Source organism: Lacticaseibacillus suilingensis (assembly GCF_016861845.1).
GTDB lineage: Bacteria > Bacillota > Bacilli > Lactobacillales > Lactobacillaceae > Lacticaseibacillus > Lacticaseibacillus suilingensis.
The window spans coordinates 19,783-40,833 of sequence record NZ_BOLV01000019.1; the positions used below are offsets into that span (position 1 = coordinate 19,783).

Annotated in this window: 21 protein-coding genes and 2 tRNA genes; 1 reads left to right on the forward strand and 22 read right to left on the reverse strand. The window is 54.4% G+C overall.

Annotation, left to right across the window (positions count from 1 at the left end; all coding sequences use genetic code 11):
- The 5 genes from JUF11_RS10765 to JUF11_RS10785 form a co-directional block, all read right to left on the reverse strand.
- Positions 1-1,125: an ATP-grasp domain-containing protein gene (locus JUF11_RS10765; protein WP_204119613.1), complete on the reverse strand. Its 1,125-nt coding sequence runs from the start codon at positions 1,123-1,125 to the stop codon at positions 1-3.
- Positions 1,122-2,459, reverse strand: coding sequence for a nucleobase:cation symporter-2 family protein (locus JUF11_RS10770; protein WP_125581529.1), 1,338 nt, complete (start codon positions 2,457-2,459; stop codon positions 1,122-1,124). Before JUF11_RS10770 ends, JUF11_RS10765 begins: the two co-directional genes overlap by 4 nt.
- The gene (locus JUF11_RS10775) at positions 2,459-3,049 is read right to left on the reverse strand and encodes a xanthine phosphoribosyltransferase (RefSeq protein WP_204119614.1); all 591 of its coding nucleotides are present in this window, start codon (positions 3,047-3,049) and stop codon (positions 2,459-2,461) included. Before JUF11_RS10775 ends, JUF11_RS10770 begins: the two co-directional genes overlap by 1 nt.
- Positions 3,050-3,302: 253 nt before the next feature.
- Complete coding sequence (locus tag JUF11_RS10780; protein ID WP_204119615.1) at positions 3,303-3,896, reverse strand: glycoside hydrolase family 73 protein; 594 nt, start codon at positions 3,894-3,896, stop codon at positions 3,303-3,305.
- A gap of 1 nt (position 3,897) precedes the next feature.
- Complete coding sequence (locus JUF11_RS10785; RefSeq protein WP_125581523.1) at positions 3,898-4,389, reverse strand: hypothetical protein; 492 nt, start codon at positions 4,387-4,389, stop codon at positions 3,898-3,900.
- Between the two features lie 287 nt (positions 4,390-4,676).
- On the opposite strand from JUF11_RS10785, the gene JUF11_RS10790 reads away from it, so the two are divergent.
- Positions 4,677-5,306, forward strand: coding sequence for a hypothetical protein (locus tag JUF11_RS10790; protein ID WP_204119616.1), 630 nt, complete (start codon positions 4,677-4,679; stop codon positions 5,304-5,306).
- Positions 5,307-5,350: 44 nt separating this feature from the next.
- Here JUF11_RS10790 and JUF11_RS10795 read toward each other — a convergent pair whose 3' ends face one another.
- The 17 genes from JUF11_RS10795 to JUF11_RS10875 all read right to left on the reverse strand — a co-directional run bounded on the left by JUF11_RS10795 (position 5,351) and on the right by JUF11_RS10875 (position 20,992).
- Positions 5,351-5,926, reverse strand: coding sequence for an ECF transporter S component (locus JUF11_RS10795; RefSeq protein WP_236000566.1), 576 nt, complete (start codon positions 5,924-5,926; stop codon positions 5,351-5,353).
- A gap of 125 nt (positions 5,927-6,051) precedes the next feature.
- The gene (locus tag JUF11_RS10800) at positions 6,052-6,570 is read right to left on the reverse strand and encodes an alcohol dehydrogenase (RefSeq protein WP_204119618.1); all 519 of its coding nucleotides are present in this window, start codon (positions 6,568-6,570) and stop codon (positions 6,052-6,054) included.
- Positions 6,571-6,965: 395 nt separating this feature from the next.
- A tRNA-Leu gene (locus tag JUF11_RS10805) sits at positions 6,966-7,051 on the reverse strand.
- A gap of 74 nt (positions 7,052-7,125) precedes the next feature.
- On the reverse strand, positions 7,126-7,572 hold the full coding sequence (locus tag JUF11_RS10810; protein WP_204119619.1) for a SprT family protein: 447 nt from the start codon (positions 7,570-7,572) through the stop codon (positions 7,126-7,128).
- Between the two features lie 17 nt (positions 7,573-7,589).
- Entirely contained in the window at positions 7,590-8,348 is a 759-nt protein-coding gene (locus JUF11_RS10815; protein WP_204119620.1) for an ABC transporter ATP-binding protein, read from the reverse strand.
- The gene (locus JUF11_RS10820; protein ID WP_203633664.1) at positions 8,341-9,240 is read right to left on the reverse strand and encodes an ABC transporter permease; all 900 of its coding nucleotides are present in this window, start codon (positions 9,238-9,240) and stop codon (positions 8,341-8,343) included. Before JUF11_RS10820 ends, JUF11_RS10815 begins: the two co-directional genes overlap by 8 nt.
- Positions 9,240-10,238, reverse strand: a complete 999-nt coding sequence (trpX, locus tag JUF11_RS10825) for a tryptophan ABC transporter substrate-binding protein (RefSeq protein ID WP_204119621.1) — start codon at positions 10,236-10,238, stop codon at positions 9,240-9,242. Before trpX ends, JUF11_RS10820 begins: the two co-directional genes overlap by 1 nt.
- 574 nt (positions 10,239-10,812) lie before the next feature.
- A complete protein-coding gene (locus tag JUF11_RS10830; RefSeq protein ID WP_204119622.1) occupies positions 10,813-11,250 on the reverse strand; it encodes a hypothetical protein in 438 nt (145 codons plus the stop codon).
- A gap of 22 nt (positions 11,251-11,272) precedes the next feature.
- Positions 11,273-13,930 carry a cation-translocating P-type ATPase gene (locus JUF11_RS10835; protein ID WP_204119623.1) on the reverse strand — a complete coding sequence of 886 codons (2,658 nt, stop codon included), beginning with the start codon at positions 13,928-13,930 and terminating at the stop codon, positions 11,273-11,275.
- A gap of 317 nt (positions 13,931-14,247) precedes the next feature.
- Positions 14,248-15,075 carry an NAD(+) synthase gene (gene nadE / locus JUF11_RS10840; protein WP_204119624.1) on the reverse strand — a complete coding sequence of 276 codons (828 nt, stop codon included), beginning with the start codon at positions 15,073-15,075 and terminating at the stop codon, positions 14,248-14,250.
- 58 nt (positions 15,076-15,133) lie between these two features.
- On the reverse strand, positions 15,134-16,594 hold the full coding sequence (locus JUF11_RS10845; protein ID WP_204119625.1) for a nicotinate phosphoribosyltransferase: 1,461 nt from the start codon (positions 16,592-16,594) through the stop codon (positions 15,134-15,136).
- Positions 16,595-16,865: 271 nt separating this feature from the next.
- On the reverse strand, positions 16,866-17,567 hold the full coding sequence (locus JUF11_RS10850) for a GntR family transcriptional regulator (RefSeq protein ID WP_125582777.1): 702 nt from the start codon (positions 17,565-17,567) through the stop codon (positions 16,866-16,868).
- 75 nt (positions 17,568-17,642) lie between these two features.
- Positions 17,643-18,443 carry a pyrroline-5-carboxylate reductase gene (gene proC, locus JUF11_RS10855; protein WP_204119634.1) on the reverse strand — a complete coding sequence of 267 codons (801 nt, stop codon included), beginning with the start codon at positions 18,441-18,443 and terminating at the stop codon, positions 17,643-17,645.
- A 79-nt stretch (positions 18,444-18,522) separates the two neighbouring features.
- On the reverse strand, positions 18,523-19,044 hold the full coding sequence (locus JUF11_RS10860; protein ID WP_204119626.1) for a GNAT family N-acetyltransferase: 522 nt from the start codon (positions 19,042-19,044) through the stop codon (positions 18,523-18,525).
- A gap of 46 nt (positions 19,045-19,090) precedes the next feature.
- A tRNA-Tyr gene (locus JUF11_RS10865) sits at positions 19,091-19,171 on the reverse strand.
- A 60-nt stretch (positions 19,172-19,231) separates the two neighbouring features.
- Positions 19,232-20,044, reverse strand: a complete 813-nt coding sequence (locus JUF11_RS10870; protein WP_204119627.1) for a metallophosphoesterase — start codon at positions 20,042-20,044, stop codon at positions 19,232-19,234.
- 12 nt (positions 20,045-20,056) lie between these two features.
- Complete coding sequence (locus JUF11_RS10875; RefSeq protein WP_204119628.1) at positions 20,057-20,992, reverse strand: Rgg/GadR/MutR family transcriptional regulator; 936 nt, start codon at positions 20,990-20,992, stop codon at positions 20,057-20,059.
- Positions 20,993-21,051 lie beyond the last annotated feature (59 nt).

Consider the following 21,051-nt stretch of genomic DNA (forward strand, 5'->3'; position numbering starts at 1 on the left):
TTACTCCTCCTTATTCAGTGACAAGTGAAAATGGTCAGTCGCGTTCAAGGCGGCTACCGCTTCGGCAGCCGGATGGAAAATGGTCATGGCGCCCAGCTGCGGGCTACCCACCGGATAAAATTCAAAGTGCCAATCGGGTTTGATCTGCACCTGGGTCATCGCCGCCGCTTTTTGCGTCGTCGCCAGTGGTACCAGGAAACCAGGCCGCAGTAGCGACACCACCGGCAGCGGCCAGCCGAGCAGCGCCCGCAGGTGCATTTCGACCGGACTGATGCCAGCCGTGGTCGCGAGCACCGCAGTGTTGACTTGCGGCGCCGGATAAATCCGCTTCACGTAGAGACTTTGACTTTCGGTCATGAAAAATTCCACGCCAAACGCACCAGTGTAATCCAGATGTTCGGCAATCACCTTGGTCACGCGCACCAGCTCCTGTGTCACTTCCGGGCCGGCCATGGTAGGCACAAACGCCGCCTGCAAGCTGCGGCCATCGACCACGGTTTGCACCGGTGGCATCACTTGCACGGTGTCCCCGCTTTTGGCGGCGGCCACCGCAAACTCGACTGGATGCGCCAGCCAAGCTTCCAAGACATACGGCCGCTGCTGCAACAATTGCTGCGCATTAGCCACATCTTCGGGACCATTCAACAGCAGCTGTTGATCAGCGCCCATGTCTTTTTGAATCGGCTTCAAAATCGCGGGGAAGCCGACGCTTTCGATGGCTTTGCTAATGTCATTGGGGCCGACCACCTGCGCGTAAGGCAGGATGTTGATATTCTGATCGTCCAAGAACACCATTTCCAAATAGCGGTCCTGGGTCACCGTCAAAATATCCGTGCCTGATGGCAACTGCGTCTTCGTGGTCAGCTCCGCCAAGGCATCGCCATCGACGTTTTCATTCGCGTAGGTCACAATGGTGGACACCGAAGCGAGCCTTGCCAAGGCATCAGCGTCATCCGCAGCGCCCACCAGCGGCATATCCGCTGCGGTCAGCGCAATATCATCTTCACTGGGGGCCAGCACAATGGCGTGCATCCCCAGATTTTTTGCCGTTTGCGCGAGGGCGTAACCCAGCGGCCCCCCGCCAATGATGCCGACCCCGGCACCAGGTTCGATAAATGCAGTCACGGCCTGCCTTCTTTCTGATCGGTTTCATTCAGTCCATCTTGCTCATCTAACTCTGGTTGCGGTTTTTTGGCGTTAAACAACAGGTTCAACCCCACCGCCGAGATGCTAGCCAGCAAAATCCCTGACGAGAACAGCAGTTGGAGAGTCTTCGGTAGGAATTGGACAATGTCAGGTTGGACCGTCACGCCCAAGCCCAGCCCAATCGAAATTGCCGAGACCAGCAAGTTCTTATCATTATGGAAGTCCACTTGCTGCAGCATGCGAATACCTTGCACCGCCACCATGCCGAACATCACCAGCATCGCCCCACCTAACACGGGGTTAGGAATGATGGTCGCCAGCGCACCGATTTTCGGCAGCAGCCCCAACAGCACCAAAAACAGCGCCGAGAACATCACTGGCTTACGGGTTTTGATACCGGACAACTGCACCAAGCCCACGTTCTGCGAAAAGGTGGTGTAGGGGAAGGTATTAAAAATTCCGCCTAACAGCACCGCTAACCCTTCGGCGCGGTAACCTTTTTTCAGGTCCTGGCTTTCGATTTTGCGGCCAACGACATCCCCTAAGGCGAAGAACACCCCAGTGGACTCCACCATCGAAACCAGCGAAATCAAAATCATTGTCAGGATCGAGCTCCATTCAAAGTGCGGCACCCCGAAGTAAAACGGCGTCGGCACATGGAACCAAGAAGCTTCAATCACAGGCTGGAAGGAAATCATCCCCATCAGCCCGGCCAAAACGGAGCCGCCGACCATACCAATCAAAATCGCGATTGACCGGATGAAGCCGCGACCCCAGACGTTAAAGGCCAAAATCAAGAGGACTGTGAACGCGCCCACGGCCAAGTTAGCCATGCTCCCGTAATCCTTCGCGGCGGTGTTGCCCCCACCCAGGTTCTGGAATGCCACGGGAATCAGCGACAAGCCGATCACGGTGATCAGCGTGCCAGTCACCAGCGGCGGGAACAGCCGCCGCAGCTTGGCGAACAAGCCACTGATCAAAAAGACAAACAACCCGGCGGCGATGATGGCCCCATACATGGTTTGAATATCGAATTTTTGGCCGATGGCAATCAATGGCGTCACAGCTTGCACCGCACAGCCTAAAACGACCGGCAAGCCGATGCCGAAGAATTTATTGGCAAAGACCTGCAGCGCCGTGGCCAAACCGCACATGAAAATATCGATGGACACCAGATAAGTCATCTGCTCGCTGGAAAAATGCAGGGCCGTCCCAATCAGAATCGGCACCAGCACTGACCCCGAATACATTGCCAGCAGGTGCTGCAAGCCTAGGACCGCCGCTTTCGGGGCGGAAACATCTTGCTGCTTCATTAGGCCTGCTCCTTTTCGTCTGGGCTGAACACCACTTGGCCATTTTCAAAGGCGGCGATGCTGGCCAAGGCTTCTGTATGGATATGCCGGTCATCCAGCAACTTGCGACCCTTTTGGAATCGCTTCTCAATCACCACCCCAACGCCTTCCAGCGTCGCGCCAGCTTGCTGGATAATGTCAAGCAGCCCTTCAACGGCCTGACCGTTGGCTAAGAAGTCATCAATCACCAGCACATGGTCGGCGGCGGTGAGGAACTTTTCCGCAATCGCGATGGTGTTGGCGGTTTTCTTAGTGAAGGAATAAACTTCGGCGGTGTACAGATGGTCTTTAAGCGTCAAACTCTTGTGCTTGCGCGCAAACACCACTGGCTTGTGAAACGCCATCCCCGTCGCCAGCGCTGGCGCAATGCCAGAGCTTTCGACGGTCAAAATCTTCGTGATGGGCACTCCTTGAAACCGACGATAAAATTCTTCGCCCAACGCTGTCATCAAATCCGGATCCACTTGATGATTCAAGAAGCTGTCCACCTTCAGCACATCAGCTCCTAACACTTGACCATCCTGTCTGATTCGGTCTTCAAGAAGTTTCACGTTTACTCCCCATCCTTTTCTGCAATTTAGTTTCACAAAGTTTACCATAAAATCCCGGCAGTCACAATTTGAATTCCGGGGATTATGTGGATTTTCCGTTCGGGAATGAGCAAGCGTTGAAGGCGCGTTTAGCGCATGGTGAAAGGCTTATCCTCGGCCGCGTCAGGCCAAAATTGGGTAAAAATAAAAACCCGATTATTCGGGTTTGCTCAAGTGAAACGTTATTTTCGGTCAAAAATGTGCGGATTATTCGTTATTGGTCATATTGAGTCAAATTATACGTCTCAATAATCTGAATCAGTTTGTCGGCGTAAGTGGGATCCGTGGCATAGCCTGCGGTTTGGAGCGCCTTGGCCGCGGTTTGGTAATCAGTCGCTTGGCGCACCGGATCATACAAATGGGCATTCCATTTGGTACCGTACACCAGGAGCAAGGCATGGTCTTTAATGGAGGCCTCGTCATTGGCATAAACCCGAAACCGAGCTTTCACCGTAATCCACTTACCATTCACATATTCTTTCGTGGCTAACTCGCGGCTGGTGTTGGGATCGGTGCCTTTGACCCCAAACAGATTATGGTAGTCACTGGCCAGCGTCGACTGGCCCCAATTAGATTCCAGAATGGCCTGGGCTAAGGTGATGCTGGCCATGACGGAATACTGCTGCTGCATCTCCTGCGCGTAAGGTGCGATGCGTTTAATGAAGACGCGGTGTTCATCAACTGCCGGCTTGGTCGGGGTTTCGGTCAAGGTCAAGCGGTGACAGGCCACCACGCCAACCGCCACAAAAAACACCGCCAATATTCCTGTGATCATTGCTGGCAAATGCTTCTTGCGGCGTTTTGGCATACTAGTCCTCCGTTTGCGGCGCTGGTAGCTGCTTTTGGGCAAATTCCAGCAGCGTCAGTTGCTTGGTTTGTAGTTGTTTGAGTTCAGGATTGGGCACCACAAAGTCCAGAATATCGGCGAGACCATGACTGCCATAATCGAGGCGAATTTGTAAGTGCGCCTCGGTTTGCCCGCTGGCCAAAGTGGTTTTCTTGAGCTCAGTTTCGACTTCGGGCGCTTGCAACCACGCCGTCGCGATGGTCGCCTTGGCCGCCTGAAAGCGCCATGCCGGCCGGCCACCGTCTTCGCTCAAGGTCATCTTTTGAGCCAGCATCCATTCATAATCGGTGAATAAATAACGTAATTTTTCCCGCTGGTGCGTCGTCAACGCGGCATCGCCGGCGTAAACTTGCGCCACCGGAATCCGCAATTGCTCAGCCAAATAAGCCTGGCCATGGTCGGCGCGCCCTTGCAGGGTCAAAGCCGCTAGTTCTAGCAGTGTTTGATCATCCATAAAATCACCTCATGCCTATTGTAGCAGACTCAAGTGGCGCCGGCGTGAGGAAGTGACCGGTGTCGCTAGGCGACCCGCTATGAGCGCTCGCCTCCGCCGCCTTTCCTAGTTGCGCTGCGTACGTGAGTAGCTACGCGCCACGCCTCGCCAGCAAAGGACGCTGGCAATGCGTGGTGCTAGGCTACTCATCCGGCCAAAAGCGGCCTTGCTCCGCTGCCTTCTCTGTCAATGACTAGCATTCTGGGGCTTAATCGGCTAGGATATAGGAAGATAAGGGGGCGCATGCGATGAAAAAAATTGGCTTGGTCATTGCCAGCCTGCTACTGCTGGCAGGGTGCTCAACGGCGGTATTTGACCAAAAAACACAATTGAACGATGCGGCCCAAACCATTTTGACGCAGGTCAGCAAAAAAACGACCTTGATGAACGAACTGGATGCCGATGCCGGCGCCTTTCCTTCCACCTTTGAAGCCGCCTATAACAAAGATCCCAATCAGGACTTCAGCAGCGAAGGCCCAGTGGCGGCGCTCATCAGCAAGCGCGAGGCGACCTACAAGAAGCTCGAAACCAGTCAAAACAAAATCGAGCAGGCCAACACCACGCTCACCAAGATCAACGCGCAAGGTAGCAAGCTCCCGCAGCAGCGGCTGTCGGATGCATTGAACAGCTTAAAGCTCGCCCATCTGGATCATAAAACCTTCGTCACTTACTACGACGAGCTGACCACTGCTGAAACCACCTTCTTCAAAACCGTCAGCAATGACCCCAGTGATCACAAGGCCGTTGAAGCGGCGTTGACCCGACTGATGCAATACACCAGTTCCCTGAGCCAGCAAGCCGAAATCGTCTCGGCCAACCTCGAAACGGTCACCACCGAAACGAAATCCTTACAAAAAGCCATCGCCAAACTCGATTGATGGTCCAACAAAGCCCCTGAATCCTAGCGATTCAGGGGCTTGTTTTATCTTCTGCGGGCTTGTACAGCCAGGAGGACCCGGCCCAGAATTGGCGTGACGATGCCGGCCATCGCCGCTTCCGCAATGGCATTGATGCCAAACGCCGCCATCAGCAGCAAGCCCAAGTTGGCAGAGTCAGCGCCGGCCACGACCTGCGTCGCTCGGCTGGCGAAAAAGATCCAGGTGAACACAATCACGAGGCCGGTATTCGTAAGGGCTCCAAGAATCCCAGCAGCGACCAGTTTGACCGTGGCGCCCAACCCAGTTTTGACCTTTGGCGCAATCAGATTAAACACCGCTGCCGCGACAATCCCCACCATCACCCGTGGCACAATCGCGATAACTGGATTTTGAAACAGCAACAACGTCATCGGGTCGGTGGCTGACGTGTAAGCTTTGATCAAGCTAATCACACCCCACAAGAGCCCTAGCCCGGCGCCGCCCGGGATGCCGAGCAGCACCCCGCCTAAAATAACCGTCAAATGAATGGTCGAAATCGCCGGCCACGCAGGAAAAATGCGAATGTAACCCACCATGGGAATGTACGCCTGCAAAATAATGAGGGCACCGAAAATCCCCATCAAACTGATGGTGCGACTAGAGTGTTTCACGTTGCTGCCTCCTTGGCCACCACTGGCCATGATTTTGTTGCTATTGTACAGATTTTTGCGGCAAAAAAAAGCCTGATGAACCATCAGGCTGAGGCCTACGCTTCCAACAACTCCATCAAAGACATTGCTTCAGGCGTTTGCACCCGTTTCAGTAGCGGCATTAAGTATTGCCGCTCCGCGTGCTGGCGCGCCGTAACCGCCTCACCGAAAGAGCAATACGTCCGGTTCAGCACCAGCTGGCCCTTGAAGAACAACCGCGCATTCCATTTGCCAGACTGCTGATCAAAGCTGACGCCAGTGACGCCGCTTTGATTGGTCGAGCGCACGGTTAACGTCGCATTCAAATTGACGCCTTCCGTGGCGGCAAATTGATTCTTTTGGCCAATTTTGGCTGCGGTTTTCGGATTTTTGCGAATTGCTTCGCGCATCACTTCGCGCCGGTAGCAGCCGCAACTGGTCGTGGCCCCTTTACGCAACCGGTAACCATCAACCACGGTCCGCTGCCCACAATCACATTGGCAAAGCCAAGTGGCATTGCCGTTTTTGGCGGCGCCTTCATAGCGCATCACCGTTAAGCGGCCAAATTTTTGGCCAGTAATATCCTTGCGTTTCATCGTAAACACTCCCAAAAAATGATGACGTTCCCCCAGTGAACGATTGTCACCCTTTTCCCAGCGCAAAGCAAGACTATTCGCCAAACATTTCCCCTGATGTATAAAAACCGAAGCTGGGAAATGGTGGTATGAAACTAGGTCTAAAATAACACATAGCATTTAATAAATGCAAATAATTTTCATTGTATTTTATATCACAATTGAAAAGTTCAAGATTGGCAATGGTTTTCATTAGATTGTAGACAATTAAGAACAAGTAAAAAAACATTTCATCAGCTCAACCCCGGCTCAAACCTGTGATCAAAAAACACGGCCTCTTTTGCACAAAAAAAGTCCCACGTCGATCTATCGAGAGACCGGATCGTGAGACTAATTTCAAACCTGTTATTCAGCGCTGCGGGTGAAAAGACTCGAACTTTCATGATCAATAATGATCACAAGATCCTTAATCTTGCGCGTCTACCAATTCCGCCACACCCGCATGGTATGCCAGAAGCACAAGAAATAGTATATGGGAGCACACCGGCAATGTCAACGGCTTTCCGCCTTTTTTGCTCAATTCACCGCCACTAGCACCAGTGGATGGTGACACCGCCCGCAAGCAAAACGCCGTAAATTCATCCGGCGCTGGCGCGGATACTCAAGCCCGCAATAACTGCAACGATACAAGTACCGCACCGGTTTGCTGGTCAGCCGCGGTGCATAGCGCAAGCCACCCACCTGGGCCAACAACTGCTTGAAGTCTTGGTCGCGGTGATGATACCCGCGGTGCATGCGGTACAAGTGGTAGTGGCACAGTTCATGGCGAATGATGCCAATGCGCACCGTTTCGTCTTCGGCAGCAAACAAGCTTGGATTAAAATCCAGGTTCTCATCTGGCAAGTGGAACCGCCCGCCGGTGCTGCGTAGGCGCCGGTTAAACGTGGCGCGATGAACAAACGGGCGGTGAAAATCGCGCAGCGAAACGGCTTCAACCAGCCGTTGTAGTTCCTGATCAGACACACTGCGCCTCCTTCGTATTAACCAAAGTATTCCAGCAAATCAGCCCGGGTCAGCTTGGCCTTAGCTTCAGCATCATAGTCAAAGGCAATCTGGCCATCTTTCAAGACAATCATCCGGTTGCCATAAGCCAGCGCGTCTTCAAGCTGATGGGTGATCATCAAGCAGGTCAGGTTTTCCCGACTGACGATTGCCTGCGTCAAGGTCATGATGGCCTTGCTAGTGTGGGGATCCAGCGCGGCGGTGTGTTCATCCAGCAGCAACAATTCCGGCTGGGTCATCGTCGCCATCAACAGGCTCAGGGCCTGGCGCTGGCCGCCGGACAATTCCTCAGTCGGCTTGTTCAGCGCCTGATCTAGCCCATTACCGGTTTGCGCAGCCAAGGTCTTGAACTCAGCCAGGCGCGCATTGAGCTGGCGGGAACCCAGCGACAAGCGCTTGCCGCGGCGGCTGGCCAACAGCAGGTTCTCGGCCACAGTCATCCGCGGCGCGGTGCCCATTTTTGGATCCTGAAAGACCCGAGCAATCAACCGCGCCCGCCGTTCAGGCTGCTCGTCCGTGATGTCATGACCAGCCAGCGTGATGCGACCGCCTGCCACTGGCACGTCGCCGGTAATAGCATTGAACAGCGTGGACTTCCCAGCCCCGTTCGCGCCGAGCACGGTGACAAATTCACCGGGTTTGACGCTGAGGTTGATATTTTTGAGCAAGGCGCGGGCGGTGTCACCCACTGCCACATTCACGGCGACATTTTCTACTTGTAATTGGACATCAGTCATTGTGTTGCACCCCATTTCTCAAAACGCGCCGGATTCGTAGCTTGTGCTCCATGGTTGGCACCATGATGGCAATCGCCAGAATGATGGCGGACAGCAACTGCAAGTCGTTGGCTGAAAAGCCCAGTGCCAGCACCAGCAGTAAGACGAAGCGGTAGAGAATACTACCAAGCACGGTGGCCACCAGCCGCTGACTTAAGGTCAATTCGCCAAACAGCACCTCGCCAATGATGATGGCAGCCAAACCGATGACGATGACCCCAATCCCCATGTTCACATCGGCATAGCCGTTGTTTTGGGCAATCAAGGCGCCGGCAATGCCGACCAGGCCGTTACCGACGACCAGGCCAAGGATTTGCTGATGCGCGGGGTTGATGCCAAGGCTCCGGGCCATGGTTGGGTTATCCCCAGAAGCGATAAAGCCCTGGCCAATCTGTGTGTTCAGGAACAAGATAAGCAGCGCCACCACAATCACGGCAACAATCAGACCGACCACCACGCTGTCAAAATACGGCGGCAAGTTTTTCAAAAATGGGGCGTTGAACAGGTTTGCTTTGTTGAGCAACGAGACATTGGCCGCGCCCATGATGCGCAAGTTGACGGAATACAACCCGGTCATGACCAGAATGCCCGCCAGCAAAATCGGCACCTTGCCAGTGGTGGTCAGAAATCCGGTTAACGCCCCAGCCGCCATGCCAGCGAGCATCGCCAGTAATGTCGCAATCAGCGGCGAAATACCATGAGAAATGGCACTAACGGCCACTGCCGCGCCGAGCGGGAACGTGCCTTCAACGGTCATATCCGGGAAGTCCAAAATCCGGAAGGTCAAAAACAACCCAACGCCAAGCAGCCCATACAAAAGCCCTTGGCCAATTGCAGATACTCCTAAACTAATCATTTGATCACTTCCCCATTCTTTTCAGCGTCTTTGATGACAGAATCTGGAATCGTCAACCCAATTTTCGCGGCTTGCCTCAGGTTGATAATCAGCTTGCCTTTTTTCTCGAAATGAATGGGCGTGGTGGCGGGATCTTTGCCGTTCAAAATGGCGGCGGTCATCTTGCCGGTTTCGACCCCGAGTTGATATTGATTCAGGCCCAGCGTGGCCACCCCGCCGTCTTTGACCATGGTATCTACGGTTGGGAACACCGGAATGTTGCGGCTGTTAGCCACCTGGACCAGCGTTGGCATCGCGCCGGCAATCGTGTTGTCGGTCGGTACGAAGATGGCATCGACTTGGGTGACCATTTGGGCCGCCACCTGATGCAAATCATTGGTCGAGGCGATGGTGAAGTTTTTCACCGTGAAGCCTTCTGCCGGCGCCGCTTTAGTCACCATTTTGGCTTGGACCTGAGCCGAAGCATCGCTGGAAGTAGAAATCACGCCCAAACGCTTGGCGTTCGGCATCAGCTTCCGAACCAGCTTCAGTTGTGCTTTCAGCGGCGCTTGGTCTGACACGCCGGTGATGTTGCCCCCAGGCTTCTGATTGTCTTTTACCAGCCCGGCCCCCTTGGGATCGGTGATGGCCCCCAGTACAATCGGAATTTTCTTGGAAGCGTCAGCTAAGGCCTGCGCTGACGGGGTCGCGATGCCGATCATAGCGTCGGCTTTTTCGTTGACGAAGCGTTCGGACATGGTTTTCATGTTGCTTTGATCGTTTTGCGCGTTTTGAAAATCAATTTTGACATTTTTGCCGACGGTGTACCCTTCGTCCTTCAAGCCGGCGATGATGCCTTTATGAATGGCATCCAGTGCGGGATGGCTCATCAGCTGCAAAATCCCCACGGTTTGCACCTGCTTCTTTGGCTTAGCGGCTTCTGGTTTGCTGGTGGTGACAAAAGCAAACCCCAAAAAGCCCAGTAGCACCACGATTAATCCAATCATTCGTTTCATGTTGTACTCCCCTTTTTCCACAAAAAAATCGGCAGACTTCTGTGCACAGGTGTGCGGAAATCTGCCGAAACAAAAATCCGCATAGTCCCAAGTTAAGCGGGGTCTATGCGGACACGTGTAAAACGCCAACATAGACACGACCTGCGCATCTGGCAGGTCGCGCCTTGCGACCTACCTACAGTTGGCTTTGCCAGCGAACATTAATTTCGGTAGTGTACTGCTTCATGTTGGTGTCCTCCTTGAATTCGATGCCTTTATGTTACGAGTTCAGATTTCCGCTGTCAACTGGGAAATCAAAGTTTTTTTGTTTTGAGGGGCGCGGGTGCGGCTGGTGAGGCGCCGGCATTGGGCTGCGGCGGGGGACGGCTGGAGCCACAGTATGGTCTCCAGCCTCACGCGGCTGCCCAATGCCTCTGCCTCACCAACCGCACCCGCTAGATAACAGTATGCTTAAGTTAACCATCCGGGTAGTCATCTCTCCTCGCAAACTGCCGCCGTATTCAATCGAGCTGACAGGTCAATCAAATAAAGCACCTAGCAAAAAAGCAACCAGCCTGAGCTGATTGCTTTCAGTCTACGCAAGGCGCGTAATCTTGCTGAGTTGCGTCAGGATGTGCTCGGTGGCGTCATCTTGCGCTTTCTCGGCGGCGTCGAAGGCCGGCTGATCCAGGTCAGCGGGGGTGTCGCCCAAGCTAGCGGTCATCGCTTCGCAGCCAGCCACGAAATCGCGGTAGGCACTGATCAGGCGCTTGTGAGTGCCGATGAAGCGCGCTGGCGGCATGGTGGCTTCCAGCTGGGCCAAGAGTTCAGCATAGTGCGCGGTGCCAGCGGTAAATAACTCGTGGGTGCTGGTGTATTCACCCGCATCAAACTCGCTGAGTTGCTTGTCGTCAATGGCTTTGCGCAAGGTGGTGAACTTGGGGCTTAAGCGGTTTTGTTCTTCTTCGGTGCCACTCATCACGGCGTTCATCACGTTGCTGTAGTGGACCATTTTTTGCTGATTTTTATTCATGAAATAACCTCCGCTCCCCAGTTTACCGTTTTTTGGTAGCGCGTAAAACAAATTTCACGATTTCGACGATGACAATAATCGCCACGCCGGCGCCCAGGACAATCGCCCATTGGAAGAGATCCAAGGTGGTTACATGGAACAGGCCGTTAAAGCCTGGGACCAAAATCGTCACGGCCAGCAGCAAGCCACTCACCAGAATGGCCCAGTTAAAGGCTTTGTTCCGGAAGGCGCCCACAGTGAAGAGGCTTTGGTGCACCGACTTCACGTTGAAGGCGTGGAACAGTTGAATGAGGCCCAAGGTCGCATACGCCATGGTCAGCGCATCGGCGTGAATTGCGGCGTAGCTCGAGTGGACCGGCCAAGTGATGGCGATAAAGTACACGCCTAAGGTTAAGGCCCCTTCAAGCAGCCCTTGCCAAATCACAGCTGGGCCGACGCCGCCGGTGAAGAAGTTGGAAGCGCGGCCGCGCGGCTTTTGCTTCATGATGCCTGGTTCGGTTGGTTCAACGCCCAACGCAATCGCTGGGAAGGTATCGGTGACCAGGTTGATCCACAGGATATGCACTGGCGCCAGTAAATCCCAGCCCAGCATGGTCATCATGAACAAGGTCAACACTTCGCCGAGGTTAGCGGACAAGAGGTACTGGATACTCTTTTGAATGTTGGAAAAGACCTTGCGTCCTTCCTCAACAGCAATCACGATGGTCGAGAAGTTATCATCCGCCAGCACCATATCTGAGGCCCCTTTAGACACTTCAGTCCCGGTGATCCCCATGCCAATGCCAATGTCAGCGGCTTTCAGCGCTGGGGCATCATTGACGCCGTCGCCGGTCATCGCCACGACTTTGCCGCGCTTCTGCCAAGCGTTAACAATCCGCACCTTGTGTTCCGGCGCCACGCGCGCGTAGACGCTGTACTTGGTGACATTCTTTTCAAATTCGGCATCGCTTTGCTTGTCGAGCTCGGCGCCAGTGATTACCGCGGCATCGTCGCCAGGTTCGATAATCCCCAGCCGCGCCGCAATCGCTTCGGCAGTATCTTGGTGGTCACCAGTAATCATCATTGGCCGAATGCCCGCCGCTTTGGCTTCCGCCACGGCTTTAGCCGCTTCTGGACGCTCTGGGTCAATCATCCCCACCAAGCCGGCAAAAATCAGGTCTTGCTCGATGGTGTTAGTGTCAATGGTTTCCGGCAGCACATCAAGGTGTTTGTAGGCCATCCCCAACACGCGCAAGGCTTGGGTGGCCATGCCTTTGTTGGCACTCAAAATTTGCTTTTGATCAGCTTCGGTCAGCGGCGCCACCTCATCGCCGGTAGCCAGCTGGGTGACGCGCTTGAGCAGTTGATCTGGCGCGCCTTTCGTGGCCACCAGGTAACTGCCATCCGCGAGCTGATGAATCGTGGTCATCAATTTCCGTTCCGAATCAAATGGCACTTCTGCCACGCGCGGCTCCTTGGCCAAAGCGGCATCAAGATCGAAGCCTTGCGTTTTCCCATAAGCAACGAGGGCGGTTTCGGTGGGATCGCCTAACAGCTTGCCATCATCTTGAACCTGCGTGTCATTGGCAAAGTTCATGATGGTCATGATCGGGTTAGCCGAGGTGATGCCAGCACTAGCGTCGTGCAGCGCACCATCGTAGTACACCTTTTCCACCGTCATTTTGTTTTGCGTCAAGGTCCCAGTTTTATCTGAGGCAATGATGTCGGTGGAGCCGAGGGTTTCCACCGCTGGGAGCTTGCGGACCAGTGCGTTACGCTTGGCCATTTTCTGCGTGCCCAAGGCCAGAATAATCGTGACAATCGCCGGTAAGCCTTCTGGAATGGCGGCCACGGCCAGCGAAATCGCGGTCAAGAACATTTCCGGCACGCTTTCGGCGCCACGCCACACGCCGACACCAAAGACAATCACCGCAATCACCAAAATCATGATGGTCAGGGTTTTCCCCAAGGCTTTCAGGTTATCTTGCAGCGGCGTGGTGGTTTCATGGGCGGCATTCAACATGCCGGCAATGCGCCCGACTTCCGTTTGCATCCCCGTAGCCACCACCACGCCGACCCCGCGGCCATAAGTGATGTTCGAGTTCATGAACGCCATGTTCGTGCGGTCACCAATCCCAATGTCAGCGCCGGTCAGCGGTTCAACTTGCTTGTCCACTGGCACGGATTCCCCGGTCAGGGCCGACTCTTCGATTTGCAGATTGGCTGATTCCACCAGTCGCAAGTCGGCCGGCACCACGTCTCCGGCTTCCAGCAGAACAATATCACCGACCACCAGCTCAGAGCTGGGAATAGTCAGAATTTGGCCACCGCGCCGGACATGAGCGTTTGGCGTGGCCATTTTAGCTAAGGCATCGATGGCTTCTTCGGCTTTACTTTCCTGGAACACGCCGAAAATCGCGTTCAAGATCACCACCGCCAAAATGATGCCGGCGTCAGCCCATTCGTGAACCACAAAACCTGCGATCAAGGCCGCCGCCAACAGGACCATGATCATGAAGTCCTTGAATTGATCCAAAAACCGTTCAGCGAGAGTTTTCTTTTTCCCTTGCGCTAAGGCGTTCGGGCCATTTTGGGCCAAACGCTGGGCGGCCTGGTCAGGGCTCAAGCCGTCAGCCACCGTGGTCTGGACTCGCTTCAGCGCTTCTTCAGATGTGATTGCATAAAATGCTTTATCAGCCAATCAGTTTTCCTCCTCTGCGGGCTTAACTTGAAAAAAAGAGACTTGTCGCTGTCTAAACAGCGCACAAGTCTCACAGTTTCAGGTAACACCAGAATTTTTCCTAGTTGGTGGCGTTACCGCGGCTAGGCCGCTAGTTACTCCCTTATGTGTGGTATCAGTATAACAAGTCTAGCGCGGTATTTGCAAGTCTTAGCGGTGACTGCCGGGCGGGCCAGCCTCCGCCCTACATTCACGTTAGCGGCGAGTTGGTGTTCACCACTCAACTCTCGATACGTGTCACTTTGACGTAAAAGAATTGCGAAGGAAGTTTTGTCGGATTACTTCCAGAACGTATCGTAAACCGTAATCGGCAGGTGTCGCTTGTGAGCCGTCTTCAGATACCAGGCTTCAATCTTCTCGGCAGCAGCTTCGTCGATGGTTTTGCCTTCTAGGTAGTCGTCGATTTGCCGGTACGATACGCCCAAGGCGACTTCATCTGGCAAAGCCGGGCGATCCTCTTCCAAATCAGCAGTTGGGGCTTTTTCGTAAAGATGGGCCGGGGCGCCGAGGAGTTTCAAAATCGCGGCACCTTGGCGCTTGTCCAAGCGCGACAGTGGGGTCACATCGGCCCCACCATCGCCGAACTTGGTGTAAAAACCGGTGACCGCTTCGGCGGCGTGGTCCGTGCCGATCACGGCGCCTTGCCGCGCGCCGGCAATGGCGTACTGGGCGATCATGCGGGCCCGCGCCTTGATGTTGCCTTTGTTGAAGTCACTGACGGCGAGGTCATTGGCTTCAACCGCGGTAGTCATGGCATCCACAGTAGGCTTGATGTTCACGCGCATGGTTTCATCAGCTTGCATGAAGTCAATCGCGGCCATGGCGTCGGCTTCGTCGGCCTGCTCGCCATAAGGCAGGCGCACGGCAATGAAACGGTATGCTTCATCGCCAGTTTCTGTGCGCAGCTCTTTAACCGCAATTTCGGTCATCGCCCCGGCCAACGTCGAATCTTGGCCGCCGGAAATGCCGAGCACATAGGTTTTAAGGCCGCTATACTTTTTGAGGTAAGCCTTGAGGAAATCAACCGACCGCCGCAGCTCGGTTTGCGGGTCAATGGTTGGCGCAACGTGTAAGTCATCGATAATCGTTTGTTGTAATGGACGCATAGTAATCTCCTTTGATTCAAAGCAGCGGAGGCCGCGGCCTCCGCTGTCGCTGAAAAAATTATAGTTGCTGCTTGGCTACTTTGGTCTTCACGTGCTTGATCAGATCCATCTTGTTGTCCCACAAGGTCTGAGACAGGTCGACCGGGTATTCCTGTGGATTCAGCACCCGGGTGTATTCGTCCCACAGGGAATCGACACTACGCAGGCAGAATTCGCGAATATCACTCAGATTTGGCAGCTGGTACACCTGCTCGCCTTGGTCAAAAATCAGCCTGAGCACCGGCCGCGCATCGAAGTCACGGACGGTTTTGTTGATGTAGGGATAGCTGGGGTGGAACATGTAGAGTTCATCCAAACCGGCCACTTCTTCTTCCGCCCGGGCAATGTAGTCCCCTTCGGACTTGCCGTTGGAGTGGCGCGTAATCCGCCAGACTTGCTTTTTGGATGGGGTCGAAACCTTTTCTGCATTGCTGGACAGCTTGATGGTGTCCACCATGGCGCCGGTTTCATCTTCGATGGAAACAAGCTTATACACCGCGCCCAGTGCTGGGTGATCGTAAGCCGTGATCACTTTGGTGCCGACGCCCCAAACGTCGATTTTAGCACCTTGCATTTTCAGACTCTGAATCGTGTTTTCATCCAGGTCATTGGAGGCAACGATTTTGGTGTCGGTAAACCCGGCTTCATCGAGCTGCTGGCGGACGCGCTTGGAGATGTAGGCCATATCGCCGGAATCAATGCGTACCGCCTGAAAATCAATGCGGTCGCCCATTTCCCGCGCCACCTTGATTGCCGCCGGCACGCCAGAGCGCAACGTGTCATAGGTGTCCACTAGGAAAGTCACGTCATGGTTGACTTCGGCATATGCCTTGAAGGCCTGATAATCATCACGGTAAGCCTGCACCAAAGCGTGGGCATGAGTGCCGGAAATCGGAATGCCAAACAGCTTGCCGGCCCGGACATTAGAGGTGGAATTGAAGCCGCCGATGTACGCGGCCCGGGTCCCCCAAATGGCCGCTTCCGTTTCCTGCGCGCGGCGAGTGCCGAATTCCATCAACGGATCATCGCCGACCACGGCGCGAATGCGGGCGGCTTTGGTGGCGACCAGCGTCTGATAGTTCAGCATGTTCAAAATCGCGGTTTCAACCAGCTGCGCCTGTGCCAGTGGCCCTTCCACCTGCATGATGGGTTCATTGTTGAACACCAAGTCGCCTTCAACCGCCGACCGCACGGTGCAGGTGAACGCCATGTCCTTCAGGTAAGTCAAAAATGCTTCTGGATAAGGCGTGGTTTCCCGCAGATAGGCGATGTCATCATCGGTGAACTTCAAATCTTGCAAATACTTGACGACATGTTCCAACCCAGCGAACACCGCAAACCCGCTCCCAAATGGCAACGTGCGGAAGTACACTTCAAACACCGCATTGCGTTCGGCAATACCCTGCTGCCAATACGTGTACATCATATTCAGCTCGTAAAAGTCGGTATGCAAGACTAAGCTGTCGTCTGCATATTTCATAAGTATTCTGCTCCTTCTGCCACCGGTTACCCGAGGCTGTCAGCTAGTTTCATTCTTTCCAGTTGCTCACCATTATACCAAAATCAGACGGCGCCGCGGCATTAGATTCGCTCATTCAGCCGAATCTTCAGATTTCGCGAGTCTAAAATGGCGCTCATCGGTGGCCCAAGATGAAAATCTGCCGGCTAGGTGACCATGAAATTTTCAGCTGGTCATATCATCAAAAAAGCGCCTTGGCCGAATCGCCAAGACGCGCAGTGATTTGTTATTTTTAGCGTTCCAGATAAAACTCGAAGCGTTCGCCCACATATTGGGTCCGCACATATTCGAACGGCCGGCCATCTTGCAGATAAGAAATCTGCCGCAAGCGCAGGATAGCATCCCCACGGCGAATGTCGAGGAACTCCGCAATCCGCTCGGAAGCCGTCATCGCGCTGACGGTTTGATGCGCCCCGCCGAGGACATAACCACCTTTTTTCTCCAAGGTGTGGTAGAAGGATTTGGTGACTTCGGCCTTGCTGAACATCTTGACCAATTCGTAAGGCACCGTGGCCACTTCAAAACTGATTGGCGTTTCATCCGCGAACCGAATGCGCTCCATGCGCAGCACTTGATCGCCATCAGCTAACTTGAGCTGCTCACTTTCCGACAAGGAAGGCTTGGCGACGTGGTAGGAAATCGTTTTGCTGGAAGGCTTTTTTCCTTGAGCAATCATGATGTCCGTAAAACTGGTGACGCCGGACACTTTTTCCTGCACCTTGCGATTGGCCACGAAAGTCCCGGCGCCGATGCGGCGCTCGAGAATGCCTTCATCGACCAGCGTTTGAATCGCCTGGCGCAAGGTCATCCGCGACACATTGAAGGTCACCGCCAAGTCGCGCTCACTTGGGATGCGATCGCCGATCTGCCATTTACCGGCTTCTATTTCCTGCCGAATTTGATTATGGATTTGAATATAAACTGGCGATTCCACGCTGCCCCATTCCTTTCCTAAACCCGCGGTGCTGTCACCTTTATTTTAAATGGTATAGACCGAAATAGCAACCCTTTACCGCGATTCTTGGTCCTTGGCGATGGTCGCATCCACCCCCGCCACCACTGACGGCATGAAGCCAGCCGCTTCCATCGCCAGCATCCCTGCCACCGTGGTGCCACCAGGGCTGGCCACCTTATCAGCCAAATCCATCGGGCTATCGCTGCTGGCCACGACCATGGCGCCGCTGCCAAGCACCGCTTGAGCCGCAATCTTAGTGGCGGCCTGTTTGGTCAGACCGTACTTCACGCCGGCGCGGCTGAGCGCATCGATGAACATGTAGACAAACGCTGGTGAACTGCCAGCCAAGGCCACAAAAGTAGAAAAATCAGCCTCTGGTAACGCAATGGTCTCACCGAGCTGCTTCAGTAAATCAACCACTGCTGGCAAGATAGTCGCCGCTGCCTCATTAGCCGCATACGCCGTGATCCCGGCATTAATCGCCACATTTAAATTCGGCATTACCCGCACTAACGGGATGGCTTTGGTACCAAGGTCGCCTTCCAGTTGCAACAACGAGACACCGCTCAGCAACGACAGAATCGGCACCGGTTTGGCTGCCAAGGCTGGCGCGATTTCATCAATCACATCTGAAGCCAGTTCGGGGTGCACCGCCAGCACGACGTAATCGCTCGCCTCAACCACCGCCCGATTGGACGCCAGCGCCTGCACCCCGGTTTTCGCGGCATAGGGTTCATAGTGCGCCGGTGTCCCGCCGTGAATCAAGATATCGGTCGGCGCCACTGTCTGGGCCTTTAACCATCCTTGAATAATGGCCTGCGCCATATTGCCAGCGCCGATAAAGCCGATTGTCATTGCCATCGCTCCCTACTCGTTTTCTTTCAGCCTAGCTGTTGCCGTGAAGCCTGTCAATCACTTAAGGCTGTGGCGGGTGTCAACTTCTCTGCCGTACTGAAAAGCCATAATGCGGCATCTCGATGCCGTAGTAATGTTTCACCATTCGCCCACGCACGAGCATCCCATTTCTAATGGCGACATTCATCGACGCAAAATTGGTATCACGAATAATGGACCACACTTCTGGCACCTTGAGCTGGTCAAAGGCGTACCGCTTGGCCCCTTGTGCGGCCTCAATGGCATAGCCGTGATGCCAAAACCGCCGGGCCAGTAAATAACCAATTTCGACCACCGGCTGGTCACGAAAGACTTGTTTCGTCAGCCCGCATTGGCCGATAAATTGCCTGTCACTGCGGCGAATCACCGCCCACAAACCGAACCCATCTTCGCGGTATCGCCGCCGGTTATTGGCGAGCCACGCCGCCACTTCGTCATCTGAGAAGGCATGCGCGTAGGCGTACATCGCCTCGGGGTCCTGCAAGGTTTCCTTCAAAGCTGGCAAATCAGCCGCGGTCATTTCGCGGGCAATCAGCCGTTCAGTCTCAAAAATCATTCCCATACCTCCGACAAAAAAGGCCAAGCAGCAATCGCTACTTGACCAGAACTGGAGGATCTAGGATTCGAACCTAGGAACCCGAAGGAACGGATTTACAGTCCGTCGCGTTTAGCCTCTTCGCTAATCCTCCATCAATCAACGTTTATTAGGATAGCGAAAATTTGCCGCAAATGCAATCCTTTTCCACGCCTTACGCCGTCAGCGTCACCAGCGTCGATGTCCACTCGTGGAACCAGTCGGCCGTCCCCCACTCGTTCAGCCGCTTCAGGCCGTAGCCCATGGGCTGATGATAATAAGTGGTGCCCCCACGCTTCAAGGGCGCTTGCCGGCGGTGTAAATGGCCAAACACCACCGCCGCGACTTGCGCCTGCTCCAACATGGCCCCGAGCTTGGCGGAACCCATCATTCCGGTAGCCATTTGCCACCACTGATGTTCAGGACTGTAATACATGGCCGCTGGCGTCGGCACAAAATGGGTCACGTAGATCACGCGCTTGCCAGCGTTCGCCGCCAGTGCTTGCCTGGTTGTGGTCAGCACGCGCGCCATGCGCTCGGCATCGGTGACCGGTTGATCAATCGCTGAATCTATCCAGTACGCCCGTTTCCACTGGGCAAAATCAGCGGTTTGTTGCAAGTCCTGCGGCGCCAGCGAATAGTCATACCAGCCGTTGTTGCCGATGATCACTGTATTGTCCCCGACCGTCAGCGATTGTTCATGCAGATACAGCGGGTCAATCCCCCGCTGTGCATCTTCATAGCTGATACCTTTGACCAAATCGTGATTGCCAGCTAGGAAGCGAATCTGCACCGCCGGGCCCACCAGCTGCTGGAGGTGATGATAATACGCAAGCGTCTGTTGAAAATCGTTGAAGCTATCGCCGGCATTGACATAAAGGCCGTAATGATGCGCCAGCAGGTAGGCCGCCTGCCGCCGCGCCGCTTCATCGGGATCAATGCGGTTCACGTCGAAATGATTATCAACACTAAAACCGAGCTTCACCATGGGCAACCTCCCTTACAAACTGATAAACACCATTGTATTCTTCTCATCCGCCAGAAAATACTGCAGCCTTTTTTGCCACAGCTGCGCCATGGCCGGCTGCTCAACTGCCTGCATCAAATCGATAGCCGCCTGACAGGTCGCATGACCCTCCGCGCGGCGCCCGGCCACAATCGCCAACCAGCCATGCGCAAAGCGCCGGACAAGCGGCTCCAAGTTGTTCAACGTCGCTTCATCCAGTAAAGTCAAAATCTGTTTGGCCGCGGTCAATTCGTGCGCCGCCAATTGTGCGCTGAAATCACCGAACAGCAAATCAAACAACATCGTCTCATACACCGGCGTGGCCTGCAGCTGCTTGGTCAGCTTCACCGCCATTCTCAGGAGCTGCAAATTCACCGGCGTTGGCATCATCGGCATAAACAGCTTGAACAACTGCACTTCATAAACGCCCCAGCTGTCCACCTGCTGCAAGTATTGCGTCACCGGCAGCGACCAGCGGTTCGGCACCGGCTGGTCGGGATGTTCTACCAGGGTCAGCAGACCTTGGTAGAACAAGTAACTGAAATGGCGGTTACGGGTTGAAACTGCCCGGTAAGCGGCGAGGGCCTCATCGCGGGCTTGCGTCAGCTCGGTGACGTTCTCACTGGAATAATCCGTTTGCTTGAGAAACGGCGCCAAAAACGGCAGTTGTCGCTGCACCAGCACCATTTTCGCCGCGTCAGCACTGAGGCCAACTGGCAAATCCGCATGCTGGGCATGATACCAAAACTCTGGATGCGCCAGATTGATCGCGGTCAGCAGCGCCTCGAAATTCGGCAGTGACACCGTGCTTTTTCCCCGCTCAAAGCGCGAGATAAAGGAACTGGTTAAGCCGGTTTCGGCCGCCACGGCATCCAGCGTGATGCCTTTGCTTTGCCGCAACTGGCGATAGATTTGGCCATAATTCGTCATGCTTTGCCTCACTTTATTTGACATATATGACAAATATGCCGAGTGAGAAGCAGATTGTC